The following is a 22653-nucleotide window of genomic DNA, read 5'->3' on the forward strand; positions in this document are numbered from 1 at the left end:
AAATTGGGTTTCCCCATCGTCGCCTCCTGTCCTCAAAATTAGGACCCGAGGCGTCCAGAAATCTAGGGGCTACTCAGTCCATCGCCTGTTCCAAGAGGGCGCTTGGCCCGGCGAGATGGACGAGCATGAGTGCCAGTTGATGCGCCGGCGGCTCATCGCAATTCAACTCTGGCTGGAACGAGGCGAACGCAACATCTGGGTCATCTTCAAGAGAGCGGGTTTCGTTGAGCTCGATTTGCTCAGCGACGGCGGCTTGCTCGCGATGAATATGGGCATCTACGACATGATCCAAGACGACGTGGCCAGAATTAACGTCGATGATGGCGATAACATATGAATGAAGCTTTGGAGGAGATACCGCAGCAGATCCTAAATCTGGCGTTGGGCGCGTTGGCTCAGGCTAACACGCATGTGGTGTATCTAGATCCAGGGAACGAGCATTGGGAACATATTTGCGTCCTCAACACCGCGCACGCTGGCGAGCTTTCTCTGAGGGCAATCACTGCCCCAAACCAAGCCGTTTCCATCGGCGCTCCCGCGATATGAACGAGCGGTCGAAGTTGTGAAGCCGAAATTACCCGCGAACGACCGGGGTTGGGTCGTAGCTGTCCAAGCAAAGCGCTCTCTAAATGGGGCGGCTTCTGATGGTATCGAACGCCTCCAAAAGGTGCTACAAGTCCGAGATGAAACCAACCAATGGCAATTGCTAAGCCGTTGATATCACGCGCCGCTCGAACAAGTTGACGCCTCTCGTAGGGGTCACCAGCGGCGTCGATCGGATGCCCTGCCCGCGAACATTCCCCGAAAATCCACTGTCCGCGCACGGATCTGGCGCAGGTTGACCTATCGAACGGTGACGGTCAGCATCTCCCGCAAAACACAGGGAGACATGCCAGATGACCACCCGCGCCGCCATTGCCGCGATGCTTTGCGCCGTCATGGCTCTCCCGTCCCCCGGCGCCGCGCAGACGGCGCGGCCGGTGGCGATCACCGTCGATGCCGGGCGCCCGGCCGGTACGCTGCCGCCGGTGTGGCGCTTCTTCGGCGCCGACGAGCCCAATTATGCGACGATGAAGGACGGTCGCAAATTGCTGCTCGAACTCGGCAAGCTGCGCGAGGGTGCGGTGTATTTCCGGGCGCACAATCTGCTCAACACCGGCGACGGCACGCCCGCGTTCAAATGGGGCAGCACCAACGTCTATACCGAGACCAGTGACGGCAAGTCGGTCTATGACTGGACCGTCGTCGACCGGATCATCGATACGTATCTGGCGAGCGGGGTGCGTCCCTATCTTCAGATCGGTTTCATGCCGGAGGCGATGTCGACCGCCCCGGCCGGTACGCCCTATCAGCATAGCTGGCGCCCCGGCTTCGACTACCGATACATCATCTCGGGCTGGGCCTATCCGCCCAAGAGCTACGACAAATGGCGCGAGCTGGTCTATCGATGGACGCGGCACAATATCGAACGCTATGGCCGCGCCGAAGTCGAACGCTGGTATTTCGAGGTCTGGAACGAGGCGAACGGCGCTTATTGGGAAGCGCGGCCCGAGGAATTCTACAAGCTTCACGACTATGCGGTCGACGGCGTGCGCCGCGCGCTGCCGAGCGCGCGGGTCGGGGGCCCGGATTCCGCCGGTGCGGGCGGCGCGTTCATGGACGGGTTCCTGCACCACGTCACCAGCGGCACCAACTACGCCACCGGCAAGACCGGGACGCCGACCGACTTCCTCGCCTTTCATGCCAAGGGGCAGCCCAGCTTCGTCGATGGCCATGTTCGCATGGGGATCGCCACGCATCTCAGGGAGGTTGATCGCGGCTTCGTGAAGGTGACGTCGGTCGCTGCACTGGCCGCCAAACCGGTCGTGATCGGTGAGAGCGATCCGGAAGGCTGCGCCGCCTGCCCCGGCCCGGAAAACGCCTATCGCAACGGCACGATGTATTCGAGCTACACCGCCGCGAGCTTCGCACGGATATGGGAGCTGGCGGAGCGGCGTCGCGTCAATCTGGAGGGCGTGCTGTCCTGGTCGTTCGAGTTCGAGAATCAGCCCTGGTTCGCGGGCTATCGCCAGTTGGCGACGAACGGCGTGCCGCTGCCCGTGCTCAACGTCTTTCGCCTGTTCGCCAAACTCGGCACCGATCGGCTGACCGCGACCAGCGACGCGCAGGTGCCGCTCGATACCGCGATGAGCCAGGGCGTGCGCGGGGCGGCCGATATCGGGACGATCGCGACCCGGACGGCGGACGGGCGGATCGCGGTGCTGGTCTGGCATTATCATGACGACGACGTGCCCGGCCCCGCCGCCGCGATCACCCTGTCGCTTCGCGGCCTGAAATGGGCCACGCCCCGGACAGCGACGCTGTGGCGGGTCGATGGCGAGCACGCCAACGCCTATGCCGCCTGGAAGGCGATGGGCGCGCCGCAGTCGCCCGACGAGACGCAATATGGCACGCTGGAAAAGGCCGCCGAGATGCGGTCCGAACCCCTGCCCCTGACCGCCACGAACGGCATCGCCACCGCCAAGTTGGCGCTACCACGGCAGGGCGTGGCGCTGATCGTGATGGACGATCGCTGACGATCCTTCCAACCGGCCGCGCCTCCGTTCTTTGAGCCTATGTACGGCAGGGCTTGTGTCATGTCGCCGATCGGCTCACCATGTTATTGATAAGGCAGGACCGACAGGGTCGGCCGATCGCCAAGAGGGAGGATAGTCGATGAGGTTGATGTTCGCCGCGCTCCTGTCAACGATGGTAGCGGTCCCACCCGTGGTCGCGCAGACCAGCGCGCCCGCCACGGGCACACCAGTCGTGGAGGATTTCAAACCCTCCTCGCTAAACCAGCCGGGCCAGCAATATCCCCAGGTCAATTCGCAGGGCTATGCGCGCTTCCGGATCGTCGCGCCCGACGCCAAGGCGGTGAAGGTCAGCCTTGGCCTGGGCGGGCGCGGCGGGACCGTCCTGACCAGGGCGCCGGACGGTGCATGGACCGGCACCTCGGAGGGCCCGCTGGACGAGGGCTTCCATTATTATCATCTCACCGTCGACGGGGGCACGTTCAACGATCCGGGGACGCTCAATTTCTATGGCTCGACGCGCTGGGAAAGCGGGATCGAGATCCCCGCGCAGGACGCCGACTTCTACGCAATGAAGGACGTGCCGCACGGCCGGGTCGAGCAGATCCTGTTCCCGTCCCCCAGCACCGCGACACAGCGCCGCGCCTTCGTCTACACCCCGCCCGGCTACGACCGGAATGCGCGCGAACGCTATCCGGTGCTGTATCTCCAGCATGGCTGGGGCGAGGATGAGACCGCCTGGTCGAACCAGGGCCATGCCAATCTGATCATGGACAATCTGATCGCGGCCGGAAAGACGCGGCCGTTCATCATCGTCATGACCTATGGCATGACCAACGACGTGCGCCCCGGCCAGCCCGGCGGCCTCGCCAGCTTCAACATCGCGCCGTTCCAGACGGTGCTGGTGAACGAACTGATCCCCTATGTCGACGGCCATTTCCGCACCCTGTCCGACCAGCGTCACCGGGCGATGGCGGGATTGTCGATGGGCGGGTTCGAGACGAAGCTGATCGCGCCGAAGAATCTCGACCGCTTCGCCTATATCGGATTGCTCAGCGGCGGCACCGTGTCGCCGGACGATGTCAAGGGCTGGCCGGGCTATCGCGACAAGGTGAAGCTGACCTTCGTGAGCTTTGGCAGCCGGGAGCTGGAGGGCGGTCGCTCGGGTCCGCCGGGGGGTCCGCGAAGCGATCCGCGCGCCAATGCTCAGGCGCTGAAGGACGCGGGGCTGAACAGCGTCTTCTTCGTCTCGCCCGATACCGGGCATGAGTTCCAGACCTGGCGGCGAAGTCTTCAGGCGATGGCGCCGCTGTTGTTCCGCGACTGACGCGGGCGGTGCGGGCACGGCACGATCGCCGCGCCCGCACCGTCAGACGACTCCGGGTGTCTTCAGGGTGATCGCATGGACGCTGTCGGTCGCGCAGAGATACAGCGTCCGTCCGTCGCGACCGCCAAATGCGATATTGGCGCAGGGCTTGGGCGTCGGGATCGTGCCCAGCCTTTCGCCCTGCGGGGACCAGACCCCCGCCCCCTCCGCCACCCCGGCATAGACTCGCCCCGCCCGGTCGACGGCAAGGCCATCGGGAATACCCTTGTCGAGCGAGGCGAAGACGCGCCGCCGGGACAGACGGCGCCCGCCCTGCACGTCGAAGGCCAGGATGGCACGGCCACCATCGGGCTTCAGCGCGCCGCCGGTCTCGCTGACATACAGGATATGGCCATCGGGTGAGAATAGGATGCCATTGGGCTGGTCCATGTCGCCGATGACCATTTCGACCTCGCCCGAGGGGTCGATGCGATAGCCGAAGCGGCCGGGCTGTTCCGGTTCGGCGGGAATGCCTTCGTCGGGAACGGTGATGCCGTAGATCGGGTCGGTGAACCAGACCGCGCCGTCCGGTGCGACGGCCAGGTCATTGGGCGAATTGAGCCGCTTCCCCCGATAGCGGTCGGCGAGGACGGTGATCCGGCCATCGACCTCCTGCCGGACGACGCGGCGGGTCCGTTGCTCGCAGGTCAGCAATCTGCCTTTCGCATCGAAGCAATTGCCATTGGCGTTATTGGACGGCGATCGGAAGACGGCGGCGCCCCTGGCATCGACGCGCAGCATGACGTTCTTCCTGACGTCGCTGCAAATCAGCATGTTGCGCCGCCGATCCCAGGCCGGTCCCTCCATCCAGCGACCACCGCTGTAGAGCGTTGTCAGTCGCGCGGCGGGATCGACGATGGCCGTCATGCCGGGCGTCGCCGATGACGGGCTGGCAAATGCCAGCAGCGACAGGCCGCCCCCCGCCATCATCGCCCGGCGATTGAGGGTGAGGCGATCTTCGATAGGGTCGGACATCGGCATCCCATGAGCAGTTGGCCAACCGGATGATCGACATATTTCCGACAAACACAAGCACGCCTCCCTCCCTTCCGACGCCGCAAACGAATGTCAGACTTATCGTCAGGCAACCCCTGTGCGTGTTTTGCCCCTGTCACCTCGACAGAACGGCTTGCCGCTGCCGCCATCGGCTCTACACTTGTTCGACTATAGACAATCGGGGAGTGGAGCATGGCGGACAAGGTTGCGGGTATCAGCCGCAGGCAGGCTTTGGCCGGGGCGGCCCTGACGGGAACCGCGATGCTGGCCAGCGGCGGCAAGGCGAAGGCGGTGGCCCCTGCGGCCAATATGCTCGCCCCGCGTCCGCCGATGGGGTGGAACAGCTGGAACAGCTTCGCCACCACCATCACCGAGGCGCAGGCGCGCGAGACGGCGGCGATCATGCGCGAAAAGCTGCTGCCCTTCGGCTATGACGTCTTCACCGTCGACATCCAATGGTATGAGCCCAACGCCTCAAGCTATGAATATAGCGCCGCGCCGGTGCCCGCCATGGACGGCTATGGTCGGCTGATCCCCGCACCCAACCGCTTTCCTTCCAGCGCCGACGGATCGGGCTTCACGAAGCTGGCGGCGGACGTGCACGCCATGGGCATGAAGTTCGGTATCCACCTGATGCGCGGCATTCCCCGGCTGGCGGTGAAGAAGAACCTGCCGGTCCTGGGGACGAAGTACCGCGCCGCCGACATCGCCGACACCGGCAGCATCTGTCCCTGGAACCCGGACATGTACGGCGTCGACATGACCAAGTCCGGTGCACAGGCCTATTATGACAGCGTGTTCGCGCTCTATGCGTCGTGGGGCGTCGATTTCGTCAAGATGGACGATATGAGCCGCCCCTATGACGCGCACGCGCCCGAGATTGAGGCGGCACACAAGGCGATCCTCGCCACCGGCCGCCCGATCGTGCTGAGCCTGTCGCCCGGCGAAACCCCGGTCATCCGTGGCCCCCATGTCCGCCGCCATGCGCAGATGTGGCGCATCTCGGACGATTTCTGGGACGAATGGGCGATGCTGGAGGCGCAGTTCACCCGGCTGGAGAACTGGACACCGCATCGTGGTCCCGGCGGCTGGCCCGATGCCGACATGCTTCCGCTCGGCCGCCTTGCGCTCGGCAAGCGCGATACCAAGTTCACGCCCGACGAGCAGCGCACGCTGATGACGCTCTGGTCGATCGCCCGCTCGCCGCTCATCATGGGCGGCGACCTGCGCTATCTCGACGCGCCGACGCTGGCGCTGCTGACCAACCGCGCGGTGATCGCGGTCAACCAGGCCTCGACCGACAACCAGCCGCATTTCGTCGAGGACGGCAGCCGGATCTGGTCCGCCAAACCCGAGGGCGCACCCGGCGACCGCTATCTCGCTCTGTTCAACACCACCGACAAGCCCAAGGAGGTGGCGATCCCGCTACGCCAACTGGGCCTGACGGGCGCGGTCACCGCGACCGATCTGTGGAAGGGCGAAAGCCTGGGACGGATCCAGGATCGCATGGCCCGGACGCTGCCCGCGCACGGTTCGGGAATGTATAGGTTGCGGATGGGCTGATGCCCCCCCCGGCGGGTCTTCCCTCACCGCGTCCCGGGCACCACCCCCTTCGGCGCCGCCGACAGCCTTCGGATCAGATCCGTCTCCGCCTGACGATAGGGGGTGCCGTCACCGCGAAACACCTCGTGGAACCAGATGGTCGGCTCCTCGAGCACATAGGGCTTCTTCCAGCTGTCCCAGGGCAGCCGCGTCTGCGTCTTGCCGTCGACGAAGCCCCAGTTCATCATCGCGACATTGTACCGCTTGGCGATCGGCAGCGATCCGTCGAAGGTCGATCCGTTCCCCCGCGCCATATATTCGGTGCACAGGACCGGCCGCTTATAGGGCAGTAGCTGCCTTACCCGCCGCTCGAAGGTTTCGGGCCAGCTATAGTCGTGGAAGGTGATGACGTCGGACTGCGCCAATTGCAGCTTCTCCATCGCCGAGCCCCGCCCGCCCGGCGTCCAGTCGTCGCCCAGCCACACGCCCGAGGTCAGCGGCTGCGACGGTTCGGCCGCGCGCGCCCAGTCGAACACCTGAGCCAGCATCGCGCGGACCAGCGGTTCCTTGCCCTCCTGCCCCTTATATTGATCGGCGCCGTTGTCGGGCTCGTTCCACAGATCCCAGCCCAGCACGCGCGGATCGTCCTTGAACGCGCCGATCACGCCCTGAACATATGTCCGATATTTCGGCCAGTTGGCGCGGTCCCGCAGCCCAGCCATGCCGGGGCCCTGGACCCAGCCCGAATTGTGCACGCCGGGGATCGGCGGATGCTGCGGCCCCAGCTTCGGATTGGGATCCCAGCAACTGTCGAACAGCACGAACAGCGGGCGAATGCCATGTTTCTGCGCGATCGTCAGGAATTCGTCGATCCGCCGCCTGAAGCCCTCGGGGTCCTGCGCCCAGAGCTGGTCGTGCAGGAACACGCGCATCGTGTTCATCCCTATGCCCTGCGCCAGACCGAGTTCGTAATCGATCCGCTTGGGATCCCAGGTCTCGGCCTGCCACATTTCGAGCTGGTTGATCGCGCTGGCCGGGGTGTAGTTCGCACCGACCAGCCAGGGCTGGCGATCATACCACGTCTTGGCCTGCGCCTCGCTCCAGCGGCCCCGCGCTTCGGCCTGCCCGGCGGCGCATAGCGCGACCAGCGCGGCGGCCAGATACAGATGGCTCCTCATGCTATCCCCTTCCTGTCGACACCCCTGATCCGCGTCCGGGGCTGTTACGGCGGAATGTCCTTGAAAAAGTCGGACTTATCAAGCCATGTCCTGACCGGGACGAGCGGCCGACCGGATACAGAGCACGCCCCCATAGGAGAGGATGAGGATGAAGCTGCTTGCCTGTATCGCCGCCGGTCTGGTGCTGGCCGTCACGGCATCCGTCTCGGCGAAGAACCCGCAGTTCGAGGGTGCCGACCCTCATGCGATGATGATCGGAAACGAGTTGTGGATCTTCCCCACCGGTGGGCCGGGTGGAAGCTGGGCCGCCGACCGGTTCGGGGCCTTCTCCAGCCGCGACCTCAAGACCTGGCGCCCGCGCGGCGAACTGATTCGCCGCGACCAGATACGCTGGATCAAGGATGACGGCGCGCCCGAGCATTTCCTCTGGGCGCCCGGCGTCGCGACGCGCGGCGGCAAATGGTATCTCTATTATTCGGTCGGTCCGCAGAACCCGACACCCAGCCGGATCGGCGTCGCGGTCGCCGACCGTCCGGGCGGCCCCTATCGCGACAGCGGCCGTCCGCTGGTCACCGGTGACAAGGGCTTCGAGGCGATCGATCCCATGGTCTTCCAGGACCCCAAATCGGGTGGCATCTATCTCTATGCGGGGGGCAGCGCGGGCTCGAAGCTGCGCGTCTGGCAGTTGAAGCCCGACATGATCTCCATCGCGCGCGAGGTGCCGGTGGCCAACCCGCCCCAATTCACCGAGGGCGCCTTCATGCATGAGCGCAACGGCACCTATTACCTCTCCTACAGCCATGGCCGGTTCAACGGCCCGGACTATTCGGTCCACTATGCCACCGCCCCCTCGCCCACCGGCCCCTGGCGCTATCGCGGCGCGATCCTGACCAGCGACGATCGTCATCAGGGTCCGGGGCATCACAGCTTCGTCAGGACGCCGGACGGACATTGGCTGATCGTCTATCACCGCTGGGACCGGGCGCCGGGGCCGGGTCCGTTCCAGGGCGAACGCGTCGTCGCGATCGACCGGCTCGACTATGCGCCGGATGGCAGCATCCGCCCGGTCCGGATGACCGACGCCGATGCCCCGACCCTCCAAAGCCGATAAGCCAACGCTTAAACTCTTGTTAACCAATTGAATTAATTCCGAAACCGGAATTTCGGCATCGCGTTAACATTCGTCGTGGTTCGATCCTCGCATACGGGGAGGCCATGAGCCCAAGTGCGCAGACACGTGCGTGGCCCTCCCCGCCCGCCCCCCGACCGGGGGCGGGAAACCTATCGGGAGGAATGAACATGCAGACCGAGATCATTGCCAAGGCGAACCGCGCGACCACGACCAGCAACGCCGACGTCATCAACCTCGACAGCCCCAGCATCGTTCGGTTGAACCTCGACCGCGCGCAGGTGGCATCGATGGAACGGCAGGGCGATGACCTCATCCTTCGGCTGACCGATGGCACCAGCTTGCGCATCGACCATTTCTATCGCCAGCAAGACGGCGTGGTCAGCGACCTCGTCCTGCGTGACGATCAGGGCGGGCAGTGGCTGGCCCATCCGGCCGCGACCGGGGCGGGACGCTTCACCGCGCTCAGCGACCTCGACGAACTGCTTGCGGCGGGTGCGGGCGCCGAGGGTGGCGGTTCCTCCTTCGTGCTGCCCGCCGTGCTGGGCGTGGCGGGTGTCGGCGGTCTGGTCGCGGCGGTTTCGGGCGGCGGCGGCGGTGGCGGCGGCAGCACGCCGACCGCACCGGCCGACACCGTGGCACCCGGCCGCCCGACCGCGAGCTTCTCGCCCACCGGAAACAGCGTCACCGGCACCGGCGAGGCTGGCGCGACGGTCCGCGTGACCGACGCCGCGGGCAATGTCCTGGGCACCGGCACGGTCGGCGCGGACGGCAACTTCACCATCCCCGTCAACCCGCCGCAGACCAACGGCCAGGCCGTCACCGTCACCCAGGCGGACCCGGCCGGCAATGTCTCGCCCGGTCTCGGCGTCAGTGCGCCCGATACCACGCCCCCAGCCGCGCCGACCGCGACCCTGGGCGGACAGGGCACCACCGTCACCGGCACCGGCGAGGCTGGCGCGACGGTGACGGTGCGCAACGGCGCGGGCCAGGTGCTGGGCACCGCCGTTGTCGGTGCGCAGGGCGGCTATACGCTGACCCTGACGACGCCGCAGACCAATGGCGGCACGCTGACCGTGACGCAGGCGGATGCGGCAGGCAATGTCTCGCCCGCCACCACCCTGGCGGTCCCGGACACCAGCGCGCCGCCCGCCCCGACCGCGACGATCGACGAGCTGGGCCAGACGATCACCGGCAGCGGCGAACCGGGCGCGACGGTGATCGTGCGAGGCCCCGATGGCGAGGTACTGGGCACCGCCACGGTCGATCCGCAGGGCGGCTATACGATCACGCTCGACGAGCCGCGAGTGGATGGCGGCACCCTGACCGTCAGCCAGAGCGATCCGACCGGCAACCTGTCGCCCTCGACGCCGCTGCCCATCGTCGATACCACTCCGCCCGCCGCCCCGACCGCGACGATCGATGGCCAGGGCACCGTCGTGACCGGCACCGGCGAAGCGGGCGCGACCGTCACCGTGCGTGACGGCGCGGGCCAACCGATCGGCCAGGCGACCGTGGACGCGCAGGGCAACTACACCATTTCGCTGACCACGCCGCAGGCCAATGGCGGCACCCTGACGGTCACGCAAAGCGATCCGAGCGGCAACGTATCGCCCGCCGCTAGCGTGAACGCGCCCGACATCACCGCGCCCGACCTGCCCACCGGAACCGTCAGCGCCGATGGCACGACGCTGACCGGCAGCGGCGAGCCCGGCGCGACCGTCGCCGTCACCAACGCCGCCGGCCAGCCCATCGGCACCGCGATCGTCGCCGCCGATGGCAGCTTCACCGTCGCGCTTCCCGCCGGTACGGCCGATGGTCAGCCGGTATCGGTGGTGCAGACCGATGCGGCGGGCAACGCCTCGGGCGCTGCCGCGATCGCCACGCCCGACCTCGTCGCCCCCGCCATTCCGACCGGAACCGTCAGCGGCGACGGCACCAGCATCAGCGGCACCGGTGAGCCCGGCGCCACGCTGCAGGTGCGCGACGCCGCCGGAACGGTGATCGCCAGCGTGCTGGTCGCGCCCGACGGGAGCTATCAGGTCACGCTCGCCACGCCGCAGGCCAATGGCGAAACGCTGTCCATCGACCAGACCGACGCTGCCGGAAACATATCGCAGCCCGCGACGGTCAACGCGCCCGATATCACGCCACCCGCACCGCCGGTTGCGATCCTGTCGGCGGACGGCACTGCGGTCTATGGCAATGGCGAGCCGGGGGCGACGGTGCGGGTCACCGACGCGAACGGCACCGTGCTGGGGACCGCCGTCGTAGCCGCCGATACCAGCTTCACCCTGACGCTGACCCCGCCGCAGACCAACGGCCAGACGCTGGGCGCGGTGCAGACCGACGCGGCGGGCAACGCTTCGCTGCCCAGCACGGTGGGCGCACCCGACGTGACCGCGCCGGATGCGCCGGTCGCGACCATCTCGCCCGACGGAACGACGGTTAGCGGCACCGGCGAACCCTTTGCCACGGTGACCGTCCGAGAGGCCGATGGCACGATCCTGGGCCAGGCGGTCGTCGATGCAGCGGGTAATTTCAGCACGACGCTGTCGCCTGCCCAGGCCAATGGCGAAACGCTGTCGGTGGGTCAGAGCGACCGGGGTGGCAATGCATCGCCCTCCGCTACGCTGACCGCGCCCGACATCACCGCCCCCACCGGGCTGACCGCCGCGATCAGCGGTGACGGCGTGTTCGTGACGGGCACCGGCGAGGCGGGGGCCGGCGTCACCATCCGTGACGCGAACGGCGCGGTAATCGGCATCGCCACCGTCGGTGCGAACGGCATCTACACCGCGACGCTGACCACGCCGCAAACCAATGGCGAGACGCTGTCGGCGACGCAGGCCGACGCGGCGGGCAACGTCTCCGCCCCCACGCCGGTATTCGCCCCCGACATCACCGCGCCGTTGGCGCCGACCGGATCGGTCGTCGATAACGGCGCGACTTTGTCGGGAACGGGTGAGGCCGGTGCGACCGTCACCGTGCGCGCCGCCGACGGCACCGTCATCGGCAACGGGATCGTGGGTGCCGATGGCAGCTTCGCCGTGCCGCTGACCCCCGCCCAGGCCAATGGCCAGTTGCTGCAACTCGTGCAGAGTGACGCAGCGGGCAATATCTCGCCCGTCGTCCCGGTGACCGCCCCCGACACGACGGCACCGATCGGCCTGACCGCCGCGATCAGCGCGGATGGCGGCATCGTCACCGGCCAGGGCGAGGCGGGCGCGACCGTTACCGTCCGCGATCCGGCGGGCGCGACGATCGGCACCACCACGGTCGGCACCGACGGCACCTACGCCGTGGCGCTCACCCCGGCGCAGCGCAATGGCGAGACCCTGGCCGTGACCCAGGCCGATGCGACGGGCAACACGTCGCCCCCCGCGACGACCATCGCGCCCGACCTGACCGCGCCACCCGCACCGCTGGGCAGCCTGGCGGCGGACGGCGCCTCGGTCACCGGCACCGGCGAGGCGGGCGCGACCGTCACGGTCCGTGCCGCCGATGGCACCCTGCTGGGCAGCGCCATCGTGGCGACCGATGGCAGCTTCACCGTGCCGCTCTCGGCACCGCAGGTGAACGGTCAGACCCTGTCGGTGGTACAGGCCGATGCCGCGAACAACGTCTCGCCCTCGCTGACGCTGACCGCGCTCGACACGACAGCGCCGGTCGGGCTGACCGCGACGCTGGATGCAGGCGGTTCGATCGTCAGCGGCCAGGCGGAGGCGGGCGCCACCGTCACCGTCCGCGATCCCGCCGGACAGGTGATCGGCACCGGCACCGCCTCGGCCACCGGCGCCTATGCCCTCGCGCTGACCGCGCCGCAGCTCAACGGCCAGGTGCTTCAGGTGACGCAGGCCGATGCGACCGGCAACGTCTCCGCGCCCGTTCCCGTCACCGCACCGGACACCACCGCACCCGATGCGCCGGTCCTGACGCTCGACGCGACGGGCGCCGATGCAAGCGGCACCGGTGAGGTCGGAGCGACCGTGATCGTGCGGGACGCGAACGGCGGCGTGATCGGCACGACGGTCGTCGCGGCGGACGGCAACTACACCGTTCCGCTCAACCCGGCACAGGCCAATGGCGGCACGGTGAGCGCGACGCTGACCGACACGTCGGGCAATGTCTCGCTCCCCACCGGCGTGACCGCGCCCGACGTCACAGCGCCGACGGCGCCCGTGGCGGCGCTCGACGCGACCGGCACGATCGTCACCGGCAGCGGCGAGGCGGGGGCACTCGTCACCGTCCGCAATGCGGACGGCACCATCCTGGGCACCGCCACCGTCGGCCCGCAGGGCAATTATGCCGTCACCCTGTCGGCGGCACAGATCAACAGCCAGGTCCTGAGCGTCGTCCAGACGGACCCGGCCGGGAACCCTTCGCCCACGACGGTGCTGACCGCACTCGACCAGACGCCACCCGCCCCGCCGGTCGCGACCGTGTCGGGCGACGGTACGACGGTGTCGGGCACCGGCGAGATCGGCGCGATAGTGACCGTGACCGATCCGGTCGGCCTCGTCCTGGCGACGATACCGGTCGGCGCGGACGGCAGCTTCAGCGTGACGCTCGCGACGGCGCTGACCAACGGCCAGGTTCTGACGGTGACCCAGGCCGACGCGGCGGGCAACGTCTCCGCACCAGCGACGGCGACCGCGCCCGACCTCGTTCCCAACGACACGCCCGACGCCCCCACCGCGATCGTCGCGGGTGACGGCGCGAGCGTTTCGGGCACGGCGCAGGCCGGAACCACGATCACGGTCCGCGACGTCAACGGCAACGTGATCGGCACGGCCACGACGCAAGGGGACGGCAGCTATTCCGCCGGGCTGGCGACGCCGCTTCTCAACGGAGAGACGGTGCGCGTGACCCAGACGGATGCGGAGGGCGATGTCTCGCCGCCCGCGACCGCCTTCGCACCCGACGTGACGCCCCCCGCCCTGCCGGTCGCGGTCATCGATGCCACCGGCACGATCGTGAGCGGCACCGGAGAGATCGGCGCGACGGTGCAGGTCACCAATGCGGGCGGGACGGTGCTGGGCACCGCGACGGTCGGAGCGAACGGCAGCTACGCCGTCGCGCTCAGTCCGCCGCAGGTCAATGGCGAGGCGTTGAGCGTCGTCCAGACCGATGCCGCCAGCAACCCCTCCCCCGCCGCCCCCGTCGTCGCACCCGATCTGACGCCCCCCGCGGCGCCGGTCGGCACGGTCGCGGGCGATGGCGCCAGCGTCACCGGCACGGGCGAGGTCGGCGCCACCGTCACCGTCCGCGATGCGGGCGGCGCGGTGCTGGGCAGCGCGCTCGTCGCGGCGGATGGCAGCTTCACCGTCCCCCTCTCCGTCGCGCAGGCCAATGGCCAGGCGCTGACGCTCACCCAGGCGGACGCGGCGGGCAACGTCTCACCGGTCGCGCAGGCGATCGCACCCGACATCACCGCGCCCACCGGCCTGACCGCCGCGATCAACGGGGCGGGCACGCTCGTCACCGGCGCGGGCGAGGCCGGGGCGATCGTCACCATCCGCGATACGGGCGGCGCGGTACTCGGCACCGCGACCGTGGCCGCCAATGGCAGCTATGCCGCGATCCTGAACCCGCCACAGGTCAACGGGCAACTCCTCCAGGCGACGCAGGCCGATGCGGCGGGCAACGCCTCCGCCCCCGCACCCGTGACCGCGCCGGACCTGACGCCGCCTGCCGCGCCGGTTGGTCTGGTGTCGGGCGACGGCACGACGCTGACCGGCACGGGCGAGGCGGGCGCGACCGTCACCATTCGCGGGGTCGGCGGTGCGGTGATCGGCTCCGCCGTCGTCGCGGGCGATGGCAGCTTCACCGCACCGCTCAGTCCGGCCCAGGCCAATGGCCAGGTCGTGACGCTGACCCAGGCGGACGCGGCGGGCAACATTTCGCCCATCGCACAGGCGACCGCGCCCGACATCACCGCTCCCATCGGCCTGACCGCCGCGATCAACGGCGCGGGCACGGTGATCTCGGGCCAGGGCGAAGCGGGCGCCACCGTCACCATCCGCGACGCGGGCGGCGCGGTACTCGGCACCGCGACCGTGGCCGCCAATGGCAGCTACTCCGCGCTACTCACCACGCCCCAGATCAACGGACAGGCGCTGGCGGTGACGCAGGCGGATGCGGCGGGCAATGCCTCCACCCCCGCCGCCGTCATCGCGCCCGACCGGACGCCGCCACTGGCGCCCATCGGCACGATCGCGGGCGACGGCACGACGCTGACCGGCACCGGCGAGCCCGGTGCGACGGTGACCATCCGGGGTGCTGGCGGCGTGACGCTGGGCACCGCCCTGGTCGCCTCGGACGGCAGCTTCACCGCGACGCTGACCCCGGCCCAGGCCAATGGCCAGGTCGTGACGCTGACCCAGGCCGATCCGGCGGGCAATATCTCGCCGACCGGGCAGGCGACCGCTCCCGACATCACCGCGCCGATCGGCCTGACCGCCGCGATCAACGCGACCGGCGCGATCGTCACCGGACGCGGCGAAGTGGGCGCGACCGTCACGGTCCGCGATGCGGGCGGCGCGGTGATCGGCACCGCCGTCGTCGCGGCGAACGGCGCCTATAGCGTCACGCTGACCACCCCGCAGGCGAACGGCCAGGCACTGACCGTCAGCCAGGCCGACGTGGCGGGCAATGCCTCGCCACCCAGCCCGCTGTTGGCGCCAGACATCACGCCTCCGGCCGCGCCGACGGCGCTGGTCAACGGCACCGGCACCACCGTCACCGGCACGGGCGAGGCGGGCGCGACCGTCCGCATCCTCGATCCGCAGGGCGTGCTGGTCGGCACCGCGCTGGTCGCGGCGGACGGCAGCTACAGCGCGACGCTGACCACCCCGCAGGCGAACGGCCAGACCCTGTCCGTGACCCAGGTCGATCCGGCGGGCAACAATTCGCTCCAGACCCCGGCACTGGCACCCGACATCACGCCCCCGGCACCCCCGGCGGCGGCGATCAACGGCGCGGGCACCATCGTCACCGGCACGGGTGAGGCGGGCGCCATCGTCGAGGTCCGCAACAGCGCAGGCACCGTGCTGGGCAGCGGCACCGTCGGCGCGGGTGGCACCTTCACCGTGCCCCTGTCCACCCCGCAAGTGGCGGGCGAGACGCTGTCCGTCGGTCTGCGCGACGCGGCGGGCAACGCCTCGGGCACCGTCTCGGTCATCGCGCCGTTCGACATCTCCGCCTTCGACAATGTCGCGACGGCGGTGGTCGATCTGGTGCCCGTCCAGACCGACCGGGCGCTGGGCAACGCCAACTACACGGCACTGGTCGCGTTGCCGCTGATCAACCTCAACGCGCAGGTGCTGGCGATCCCCAATGTGCAGTTCACCGTCGCCCCCGGCCATACACTCGACGCGACCTTCACCTATGACGCGACGCTCAACCTCGGTGTCGCAAGCGGCTATTCGGTGGTCGTCCAGCGGTTCGACGGCACCAACTGGGTGGCGGTGAATGGCGGCACCAGCTCGACGCTGCTGGAGGTCGGCCTGCTCAACGGCGACCTCGTCGCCAGCGCCGATCTGGGGCCGGGCCAGTATCGCGCGTTCGTGTCGTTCGACAACGTGCTGGGCATCGGTGTGCTCGGCGGGTTGCGGGTTGCGGGCATCGATTCCGATTTCACCGATATCGGGCAGATCATCCCGGCACTGACCAGCGGCAATGTCATCACCGATCCGGGCCCCGGTGGACAGGTCGACGTGGTCAGCCCGCAGACCCGCGTGGAAAGCGTCACGCTCAACGGCGTGACCACCGCCGTCACGGCCGACGATACGGTCGTTACCGGGCAATGGGGCACGCTGACCATCGATCGCGACGGCAGCTACAGCTACACCCCCAATGCGAACGCGCAGGTCATCGGCAAAACGGACAGCTTCACCTACACGCTGTTCGACGCCAGCGATGGCGAACGCGAGAGCGCGACGCTGTCGATCACGATCGGCAGCCCCGATGTCACGGGATCGCCGATCGCGGTCAACGACACCGCCGTCGCCGGGGCGAGCTTCGTCAATGTCGTGGAGACCCGCGCGCCGGTCGTCGACACCACCTTCGCCACCCCGACGGCGATCGCGCTGACCGGCGCGCGTACCGGGCAGGTCAGCGACAGCTTCACCGTCGCCCCCAACAGCAGTTCCACCGTCACCCTCACCGCCGCGATCGCGCCGGGACTGTCGGTGCTTCCCAGCTATACCATCACCGTCACCAACCAGGCGGGACAGCAGGTCGGCACCGCGACCGGAACCGCGTTGGCGGGGGTCGGCGGGCTGCTCGGCTCGGGGATCAGCGTGACCATGCCCAACCTGCCCTCGGGCACGTACAACTATACCGTATCCAGCACCAACCTTCTGGGCGCGGGCTACACGACCAGCGTCTATGTCGCCGAGACGATCACCCATCTCGACCAGTTCACCCTGACCGGGCTGACGCCGGTCAGCGGCGACCTGCTCGCCAACGACACGCTGGGCAGCCCCTTCCTGGGGATCAAGGTGCTGAGCGGAGGGAGCTTCGTCGAGGTAGGCGACACGCCGCTGACGCTGACCGGCGCGCATGGCCAGCTCACCATCGACGAGATCGGGCGCTATACCTACCAGCCCTCGGCGCTCGGCTATAGCGCGACCGATCCGGTGGATCGCTTCACCTATCAGATCGTGCAGCCGGACGGCCAGGTGGCGACCGCGCAGCTCGATATCGCGATCGACATCACCAACGGCGTCGCGCCGGTCTTCCCGACCGCGACGATCACCACCATGTCGTTCGCGGGCCCCGCAATGCTCGACGCCGATGTCGTACCGATGACGCTCGGCCATGACGCGGCGCCGCATGTCGCAGCCATCGACACCACCACCGACGCCCAGATCACCCTGTCGCTGATGGAGGGTCAGGGCAGCCTGGAAGACGTGCTCTCACGCTACCTCGATGCGCAGGGTACGTCGGCCGAATCGACTGGCTCCGACTCCGGCCTTCATGCCGCGGCGAGCGTCGCCGACGTGCCGGTCATCGCGCCGGAGCCGGTCGATCCGTTCGCCTACCTGACCGTTTCGGTCGATCCCGAGCATGACAGGACGGCACAAATGCACGTCATCTGACCATCATGCGCAGGAGTCCGAAAACGGAGTTGATTTCCGGGCCGAAGGGGTTTCCCTTCGGCCCGATTTTGCTTCCTGTTAAGTATGTTAGCCAGACCGTCTGCCACAGGCGATAAAATGAGGCGGTCGATGAAACGAGTGTGGCGAGAACGCTACCAGAGGCGATCGAGGAGATTGATGACGGCAGTGCTGGCCTGGCTGGGAACGACGGCGGCGGGTGCCGAACCGGCGGTGACCATGGAGAGCGCGATGCATGAGGTGCTGCAATGGCATCCGGCCGTCACCCAGGCCGCAGCGACTGTCGGTGCGCGTGGTGAGGATGTCGACGTCGCCCGCGCGGGCTATCTCCCCCGGATCAGCGCCGGGGTCGGCAGCGGCTATGACAGCCGGTTGGGCAGCATCTGGCGCCCTCGCCCCCAGGTCTCGGCATCGCAGATGCTCTATGATTTCGGCAAGGTCGCGGGCGCGGTCGAGTCCGCACGCGCGGGCACCCGGATCGGGCGTGCCGATATGCTGCTCGCGGTCGACGGGCTGATCCGCGACACCGGTTTCGCGATGATCGAGGTGCAGCGCAACGCCGCGCTGCGCGACATCGCGATCGAACAACTGGCGCGCATCCGCGAGATCAGCGAACTGGTCGAGAAGCGCTTCGGCAAGGGCGCGACGACCCGCTCCGATGCGCTCCAGGCCCAGTCGCGCGTCGCCGCCGCCGAGGCGAGCCTTACCCGGATCGAGGCGGAGCAGCGGCGCTGGACGACCGGCCTGTCCTTCCTGCTGGGCCGCGACACGCCCCCGGCGGTCGATCCGGGTGTGCCAGACTGGCTGATGACGAGCTGCACGCGCGCCACGGCGGTCGAATGGGCCGACGTTCCCGCGATCATGCGCGCGCGCGCCCAGTTCGAACAGGCGACGGCGGACAGCCGCCGCGTCCATGCCGCGCGCCTGCCCACCATCGCCCTGGCGGGCGATGCGGCGGCGGACGTCAGTTCGCCCTTCTCCGACCGGAGCCTCTACAATTTCGGGCTGAACGTCAGCAGCGACGTGTTCGGCGGCAATGCCGTGCGCGCCCGCGTGCGCAGCGCCGAATATGGCGTCCGCGCCGCCGAGGCCGCCGAGCGGCAGGCGCGCAACGAAGTCGCCTCGCAACTGGCCGAGGCGCAGCAGCAGATCGCCGGGCTGTCCCGCCTGCTCGACACGCTGGCCGCGCGACAGGACAACATGGTCGAGACGGGCAAGCTCTATCGCCTGCAATATCTCGACATGGGGACGCGCACCCTGGTCGATCTGCTCAACGCCGAGCAGGAGTTGCAGCAGGCGCGGTTCGACGCGGTCAACACCGTCCACGACCTGCGGCGGCTGGCGATCGAGTGCCTCTATGTCTCGGGCAAGGCGCGCGACGATTTCGGGCTGACCGGCACGGCGATCCGGGGCGTGACGCTGTGATCGCCACGCTGCCCCCGACCGACTCGCTCGCCTGGATCGACATGCTGGGACAGGTCGCGCGGCATTACCGGATGCCCTTCCCCGAACAGCGCGCGCGGCTGACCGCCTTGTGGCAGGGCGGCACCGACGAGGAGACCCGGGTCCGCGCGATCGCGCGCGCCTCGGGCCTGTCGGTGCGCTTCGTGGCACCGGGCGCAATCAAGCTGACGAGCTGGCGGTTGCCCGTCATCGCCTGCCTGACGGATGGCGAGCTGGCGCTGGTCACCGGCATCGATGCCGAGGGACAGGTGCAGTGTACCGTCGCGGGCGAGGATGGCCTGACCGTCGAGCGCCCCGTCGCGATGCTGGTCGAACAGACCCGGCTCTTCGTCGTTCCCCGCCCCGCGCGATCGGCATCCGACGTCCGGGTCGACAGCTATATCCGCCCGTTCGAGGAGCATTGGCTGCGCGGCCTGCTTCTCCAGGACGCGCGCAGCTATGGCCATGTCGCGGTCGCCTCGGTCGTGACCAACTGCCTGGGGCTGGCGGGCGTTCTCTTCTCGATGCAGGTCTATGACCGCGTCGTTCCCGCCCAGTCGATGCCGACGCTCTATATCCTGTTCCTCGGCGTGCTGCTCGCGACGGGGTTCGACTTCGTGCTGCGTCGGCTTCGCGTCGGGATCACCGACATTCTCGGCAAGCGCGCCGATCTGCGGCTGTCGGACCGGGTGTTCGGCCATGCACTCCGCGTCCGCAACCGCTCGCGCCCGACCTCGACCGGGACGTTCATCGCGCAGCTGCGCGACCTCGACCAGGTCCGCGACATGCTGACCTCGACCACTGTCGCGGCGGTGGCGGACCTGCCCTTCTTCTTCCTCTTCCTCGTCATCCTCGCCTTTATCGGCGGCGTGCTGGCGCTGGTGCCCGTCGTTGCGCTCGTCGCGCTGCTGCTGCCCAGCCTGCTCGCCCAGCGTCGCCTTCGCGCCCATGCGACCGAGTCCATGCGCGAAACCTCGCTGCGGAACGCGCTGCTGGTCGAGGCGGTGCAGGGAATAGAGGACATCAAGACGCTCCAGGCCGAGGAGCGCTTCCAGCGCCAGTGGAACCATTGCAACGCGGTGGCGGGGGAGGCGCAGCTACGCCTGCGCGGGCTGACCGCCAGCCTGTCGACCTGGGCGCAGAGCGTTCAGAACGCGGTCTATGCGACCGTCATCTTCGTCGGCGCGCCGATGGTGATCGCGGGGGACATCACGACCGGCGCGCTGGTCGCCACCTCGATGCTCGCCAGCCGGATGATGGCGCCGATGGGACAGGTCTCGCACCTGCTCGGCCGCTATCAGCATGCCAAGGTCGCGGCAAACAGCCTGGACCAGATCATGGCGCTGCCGGTCGACAATCCGGACGCCGAACATCGCATCCCCCTGCCCTCCGCGCGCGGCAGCTTCACGCTGCGCACCGCGGTCTTCTCCTACGCCGATCCGCAATCGCCCCCCGCGCTGACTGTCCCCCGGCTGGAGATCGCGGGCGGCGAGAAGATCGCGGTGCTCGGCCGCAACGGCGCGGGCAAGTCGACGCTGCTCCAGGGCCTGTCGGGTATGCTGCAACCGGTATCGGGCGAAGTGCTGCTCGACGACCTGGCGCTTCACCAGATCGATCCCGCCGATGTCCGGAGAGAGGTCGCGCTGCTCACCCAGAACAGCCGGTTGTTCCACGGCAGCCTGCGCGAGAACCTGACCATGGGCGCGCCGATGGCGGGGAATGACGCGATCCTCGCCGCGCTGGAGATGGTCGGCGCGATCGACTTCGTTCGGCGCCTCCGCGACGGGCTGGAGCATGTCGTGCTCGAAGGCGGAATGGGTCTTTCAGGTGGTCAGCAACAGGCGCTGCTGCTCGCCCGCCTGCTGATCCGCCAGCCGCAGGTGATGCTGCTCGACGAACCGACCGCCGCGATGGACGAAGCCTCCGAACGGCAGTTCATCGCCCGCTTCAAGGACTGGAGCCGCGACCGCACCGTGGTCGTCGCGACGCACAGGATGCGGGTGCTCGACTGGGTCGACCGGGTGATCGTGATCGACAATGGCGTGATCCTGCTCGACCAGCCCAAGGCGCAGGCGCTCGCCACGCTGCAGGGCGCGTCGCGGAGCCACGCGGCATGAGCGCGTCTGCGACCTTCGACGACCGGCCCTTCGCGGACGAGGGCGGTGCGCAGTTGCTGGCGGCGCGACGAATGCTGTGGGTGCTGACCGCATTGTTCGTCGTCGCGCTGGTATGGGCGTGGTTCGCTGATCTGGACGAGGTGGCGACCGGCACGGGCCGCGTCGTGCCGACCAGTCGCGAACAGGTCATGCAGTCGCTCGAGGGCGGTATCCTCGCCAGGATGCTGGTGCGGCAGGACGACATCGTGAAGCCGGGCCAGATCCTCGCACAGCTCGACCCCACACAGGCCGGATCGACGGTCGAGGAAAGCGCGGCCAAGTATCGCGCCGCGCTCGCCGCCCAGGCACGGCTCCAGGCGGAGGTCAACGGCACGCCGCTGTCCTTCCCCGCCGAACTGGACGCCTTCCCCACGCTCAAGGCCGAACAGCAGCGCCTCTATGATGCGCGCCGCCGCAGCCTCGCCAGCTCGCTGGGCCTGATCGACGAATCGCTCGCCCTGATCGGTCGCGAGGTCGGGATCGGGGAATCGCTGATCGAGGTCGGCGCGGCGAGCAATGTCGAGGTGCTCCGGCTGAAGCGCCAGCGTGCCGATCTCGATCTGAAGAAGGCCGATCTACGCTCGCAATATATCGTCGAGGCGCGGCAGGATCTGAGCAAGGTCAGCGAAGAGGTCGAGGCGCTCGCCCCGGTCGTGCGCGGACGCTCCGACACGCTCAGCCGCCTGACCCTTCGTTCGCCGGTGCGCGGCGTGGTCAAGGCCATCGAGGTGTCGACCATCGGCGGCGTCATCCCGCCGGGCGGCAAGATCATGGAGATCGTGCCGCTCGACGAACGGCTGCTGGTCGAGGCGCGGATCTCGCCACGCGACATCGCCTTCATCCGCCCCGGCCAGCGCGCCAGCGTCAAGATCACGGCCTATGACTATGCGATCTTCGGCGGGCTGGAGGGGCGCGTCAGCAGCATTTCGCCCGACACCATCCGCGACGAGGTCAATCCGGACGTCTATTACTACCGCGTCTTCGTGCGGACGACGGCGGACTCGCTGGTCAACAAGGCGGGCAAGCGTTTTCCGATCGTCCCCGGCATGATCGCGACCGCCGATATCCACACCGGCAGCAAGACCGTTCTGCAATATCTGCTCAAGCCGCTCAACCGCGCGCGCGAAGCGATGCGCGAACGATGAGTG

The 22653-nt window shown here is 68.4% G+C and carries 11 protein-coding genes; 9 read left to right on the forward strand and 2 right to left on the reverse strand.

What is annotated here, in order from left to right; genetic code table 11:
* The 3 genes from LRP66_RS08755 to LRP66_RS08765 all read left to right on the forward strand — a co-directional run.
* A partial coding sequence (locus LRP66_RS08755) for a hypothetical protein (RefSeq protein WP_230482116.1) occupies nucleotides 1-337 on the forward strand: 337 nt, incomplete at its 5' end.
* Between the two features lie 559 nt (nucleotides 338-896).
* The gene (locus LRP66_RS08760) at nucleotides 897-2576 is read left to right on the forward strand and encodes a GH39 family glycosyl hydrolase (RefSeq protein ID WP_230482117.1); all 1680 of its coding nucleotides are present in this window, start codon (nucleotides 897-899) and stop codon (nucleotides 2574-2576) included.
* A gap of 139 nt (nucleotides 2577-2715) precedes the next feature.
* Nucleotides 2716-3900, forward strand: a complete 1185-nt coding sequence (locus LRP66_RS08765; protein WP_230482118.1) for an alpha/beta hydrolase — start codon at nucleotides 2716-2718, stop codon at nucleotides 3898-3900.
* Nucleotides 3901-3942: 42 nt separating this feature from the next.
* On the opposite strand, the gene LRP66_RS08770 is transcribed toward LRP66_RS08765, so the two are convergent.
* Nucleotides 3943-4914 carry an SMP-30/gluconolactonase/LRE family protein gene (locus LRP66_RS08770; RefSeq protein WP_230482119.1) on the reverse strand — a complete coding sequence of 324 codons (972 nt, stop codon included), beginning with the start codon at nucleotides 4912-4914 and terminating at the stop codon, nucleotides 3943-3945.
* Between the two features lie 213 nt (nucleotides 4915-5127).
* On the opposite strand from LRP66_RS08770, the gene LRP66_RS08775 reads away from it, so the two are divergent.
* Nucleotides 5128-6498: a glycoside hydrolase family 27 protein gene (locus LRP66_RS08775; protein ID WP_230482120.1), complete on the forward strand. Its 1371-nt coding sequence runs from the start codon at nucleotides 5128-5130 to the stop codon at nucleotides 6496-6498.
* Between the two features lie 23 nt (nucleotides 6499-6521).
* Here the strand turns inward: LRP66_RS08775 and LRP66_RS08780 are convergent, their stop codons facing one another.
* A complete protein-coding gene (locus tag LRP66_RS08780) occupies nucleotides 6522-7655 on the reverse strand; it encodes a cellulase family glycosylhydrolase (protein ID WP_230482121.1) in 1134 nt (377 codons plus the stop codon).
* Nucleotides 7656-7803: 148 nt separating this feature from the next.
* Here LRP66_RS08780 and LRP66_RS08785 point away from each other — a divergent pair, with 148 nt between their 5' ends.
* The 5 genes from LRP66_RS08785 to LRP66_RS08805 all read left to right on the forward strand — a co-directional run bounded on the left by LRP66_RS08785 (nucleotide 7804) and on the right by LRP66_RS08805 (nucleotide 22650).
* Nucleotides 7804-8766: a family 43 glycosylhydrolase gene (locus LRP66_RS08785; protein ID WP_230482122.1), complete on the forward strand. Its 963-nt coding sequence runs from the start codon at nucleotides 7804-7806 to the stop codon at nucleotides 8764-8766.
* Between the two features lie 188 nt (nucleotides 8767-8954).
* On the forward strand, nucleotides 8955-17888 hold the full coding sequence (locus LRP66_RS08790; RefSeq protein ID WP_230482123.1) for a BapA/Bap/LapF family large adhesin: 8934 nt from the start codon (nucleotides 8955-8957) through the stop codon (nucleotides 17886-17888).
* 177 nt (nucleotides 17889-18065) lie between these two features.
* Nucleotides 18066-19331 carry a TolC family protein gene (locus tag LRP66_RS08795; protein WP_230482124.1) on the forward strand — a complete coding sequence of 422 codons (1266 nt, stop codon included), beginning with the start codon at nucleotides 18066-18068 and terminating at the stop codon, nucleotides 19329-19331.
* Nucleotides 19328-21466 (forward strand): type I secretion system permease/ATPase, encoded by a 2139-nt coding sequence (locus tag LRP66_RS08800; protein WP_230482125.1) that lies wholly within the window; start codon nucleotides 19328-19330, stop codon nucleotides 21464-21466. The genes LRP66_RS08795 and LRP66_RS08800 overlap by 4 nt, the downstream gene beginning before the upstream one ends.
* Nucleotides 21463-22650 (forward strand): HlyD family efflux transporter periplasmic adaptor subunit, encoded by a 1188-nt coding sequence (locus tag LRP66_RS08805; protein ID WP_230482126.1) that lies wholly within the window; start codon nucleotides 21463-21465, stop codon nucleotides 22648-22650. The genes LRP66_RS08800 and LRP66_RS08805 overlap by 4 nt, the downstream gene beginning before the upstream one ends.
* Nucleotides 22651-22653 lie beyond the last annotated feature (3 nt).

Source organism: Sphingomonas sp. Leaf21 (assembly GCF_916858675.1).
Taxonomy (GTDB): domain Bacteria; phylum Pseudomonadota; class Alphaproteobacteria; order Sphingomonadales; family Sphingomonadaceae; genus Sphingomonas.

Excerpts from the sequence above, each read along its gene's own strand:
- LRP66_RS08795 (WP_230482124.1), top strand. The coding sequence starts at position 18,066 with ATGACGGCAGTGCTGGCCTGGCTGGGAACGACGGCGGCGGGTGCCGAA.
- LRP66_RS08760 (WP_230482117.1), top strand. The coding sequence starts at position 897 with ATGACCACCCGCGCCGCCATTGCCGCGATGCTTTGCGCCGTCATGGCT.
- LRP66_RS08765 (WP_230482118.1), top strand. The coding sequence starts at position 2,716 with ATGAGGTTGATGTTCGCCGCGCTCCTGTCAACGATGGTAGCGGTCCCA.
- LRP66_RS08790 (WP_230482123.1), top strand. The coding sequence starts at position 8,955 with ATGCAGACCGAGATCATTGCCAAGGCGAACCGCGCGACCACGACCAGC.
- LRP66_RS08805 (WP_230482126.1), top strand. The coding sequence starts at position 21,463 with ATGAGCGCGTCTGCGACCTTCGACGACCGGCCCTTCGCGGACGAGGGC.
- LRP66_RS08770 (WP_230482119.1), bottom strand. The coding sequence starts at position 4,914 with ATGTCCGACCCTATCGAAGATCGCCTCACCCTCAATCGCCGGGCGATG.
- LRP66_RS08785 (WP_230482122.1), top strand. The coding sequence starts at position 7,804 with ATGAAGCTGCTTGCCTGTATCGCCGCCGGTCTGGTGCTGGCCGTCACG.
- LRP66_RS08775 (WP_230482120.1), top strand. The coding sequence starts at position 5,128 with ATGGCGGACAAGGTTGCGGGTATCAGCCGCAGGCAGGCTTTGGCCGGG.
- LRP66_RS08780 (WP_230482121.1), bottom strand. The coding sequence starts at position 7,655 with ATGAGGAGCCATCTGTATCTGGCCGCCGCGCTGGTCGCGCTATGCGCC.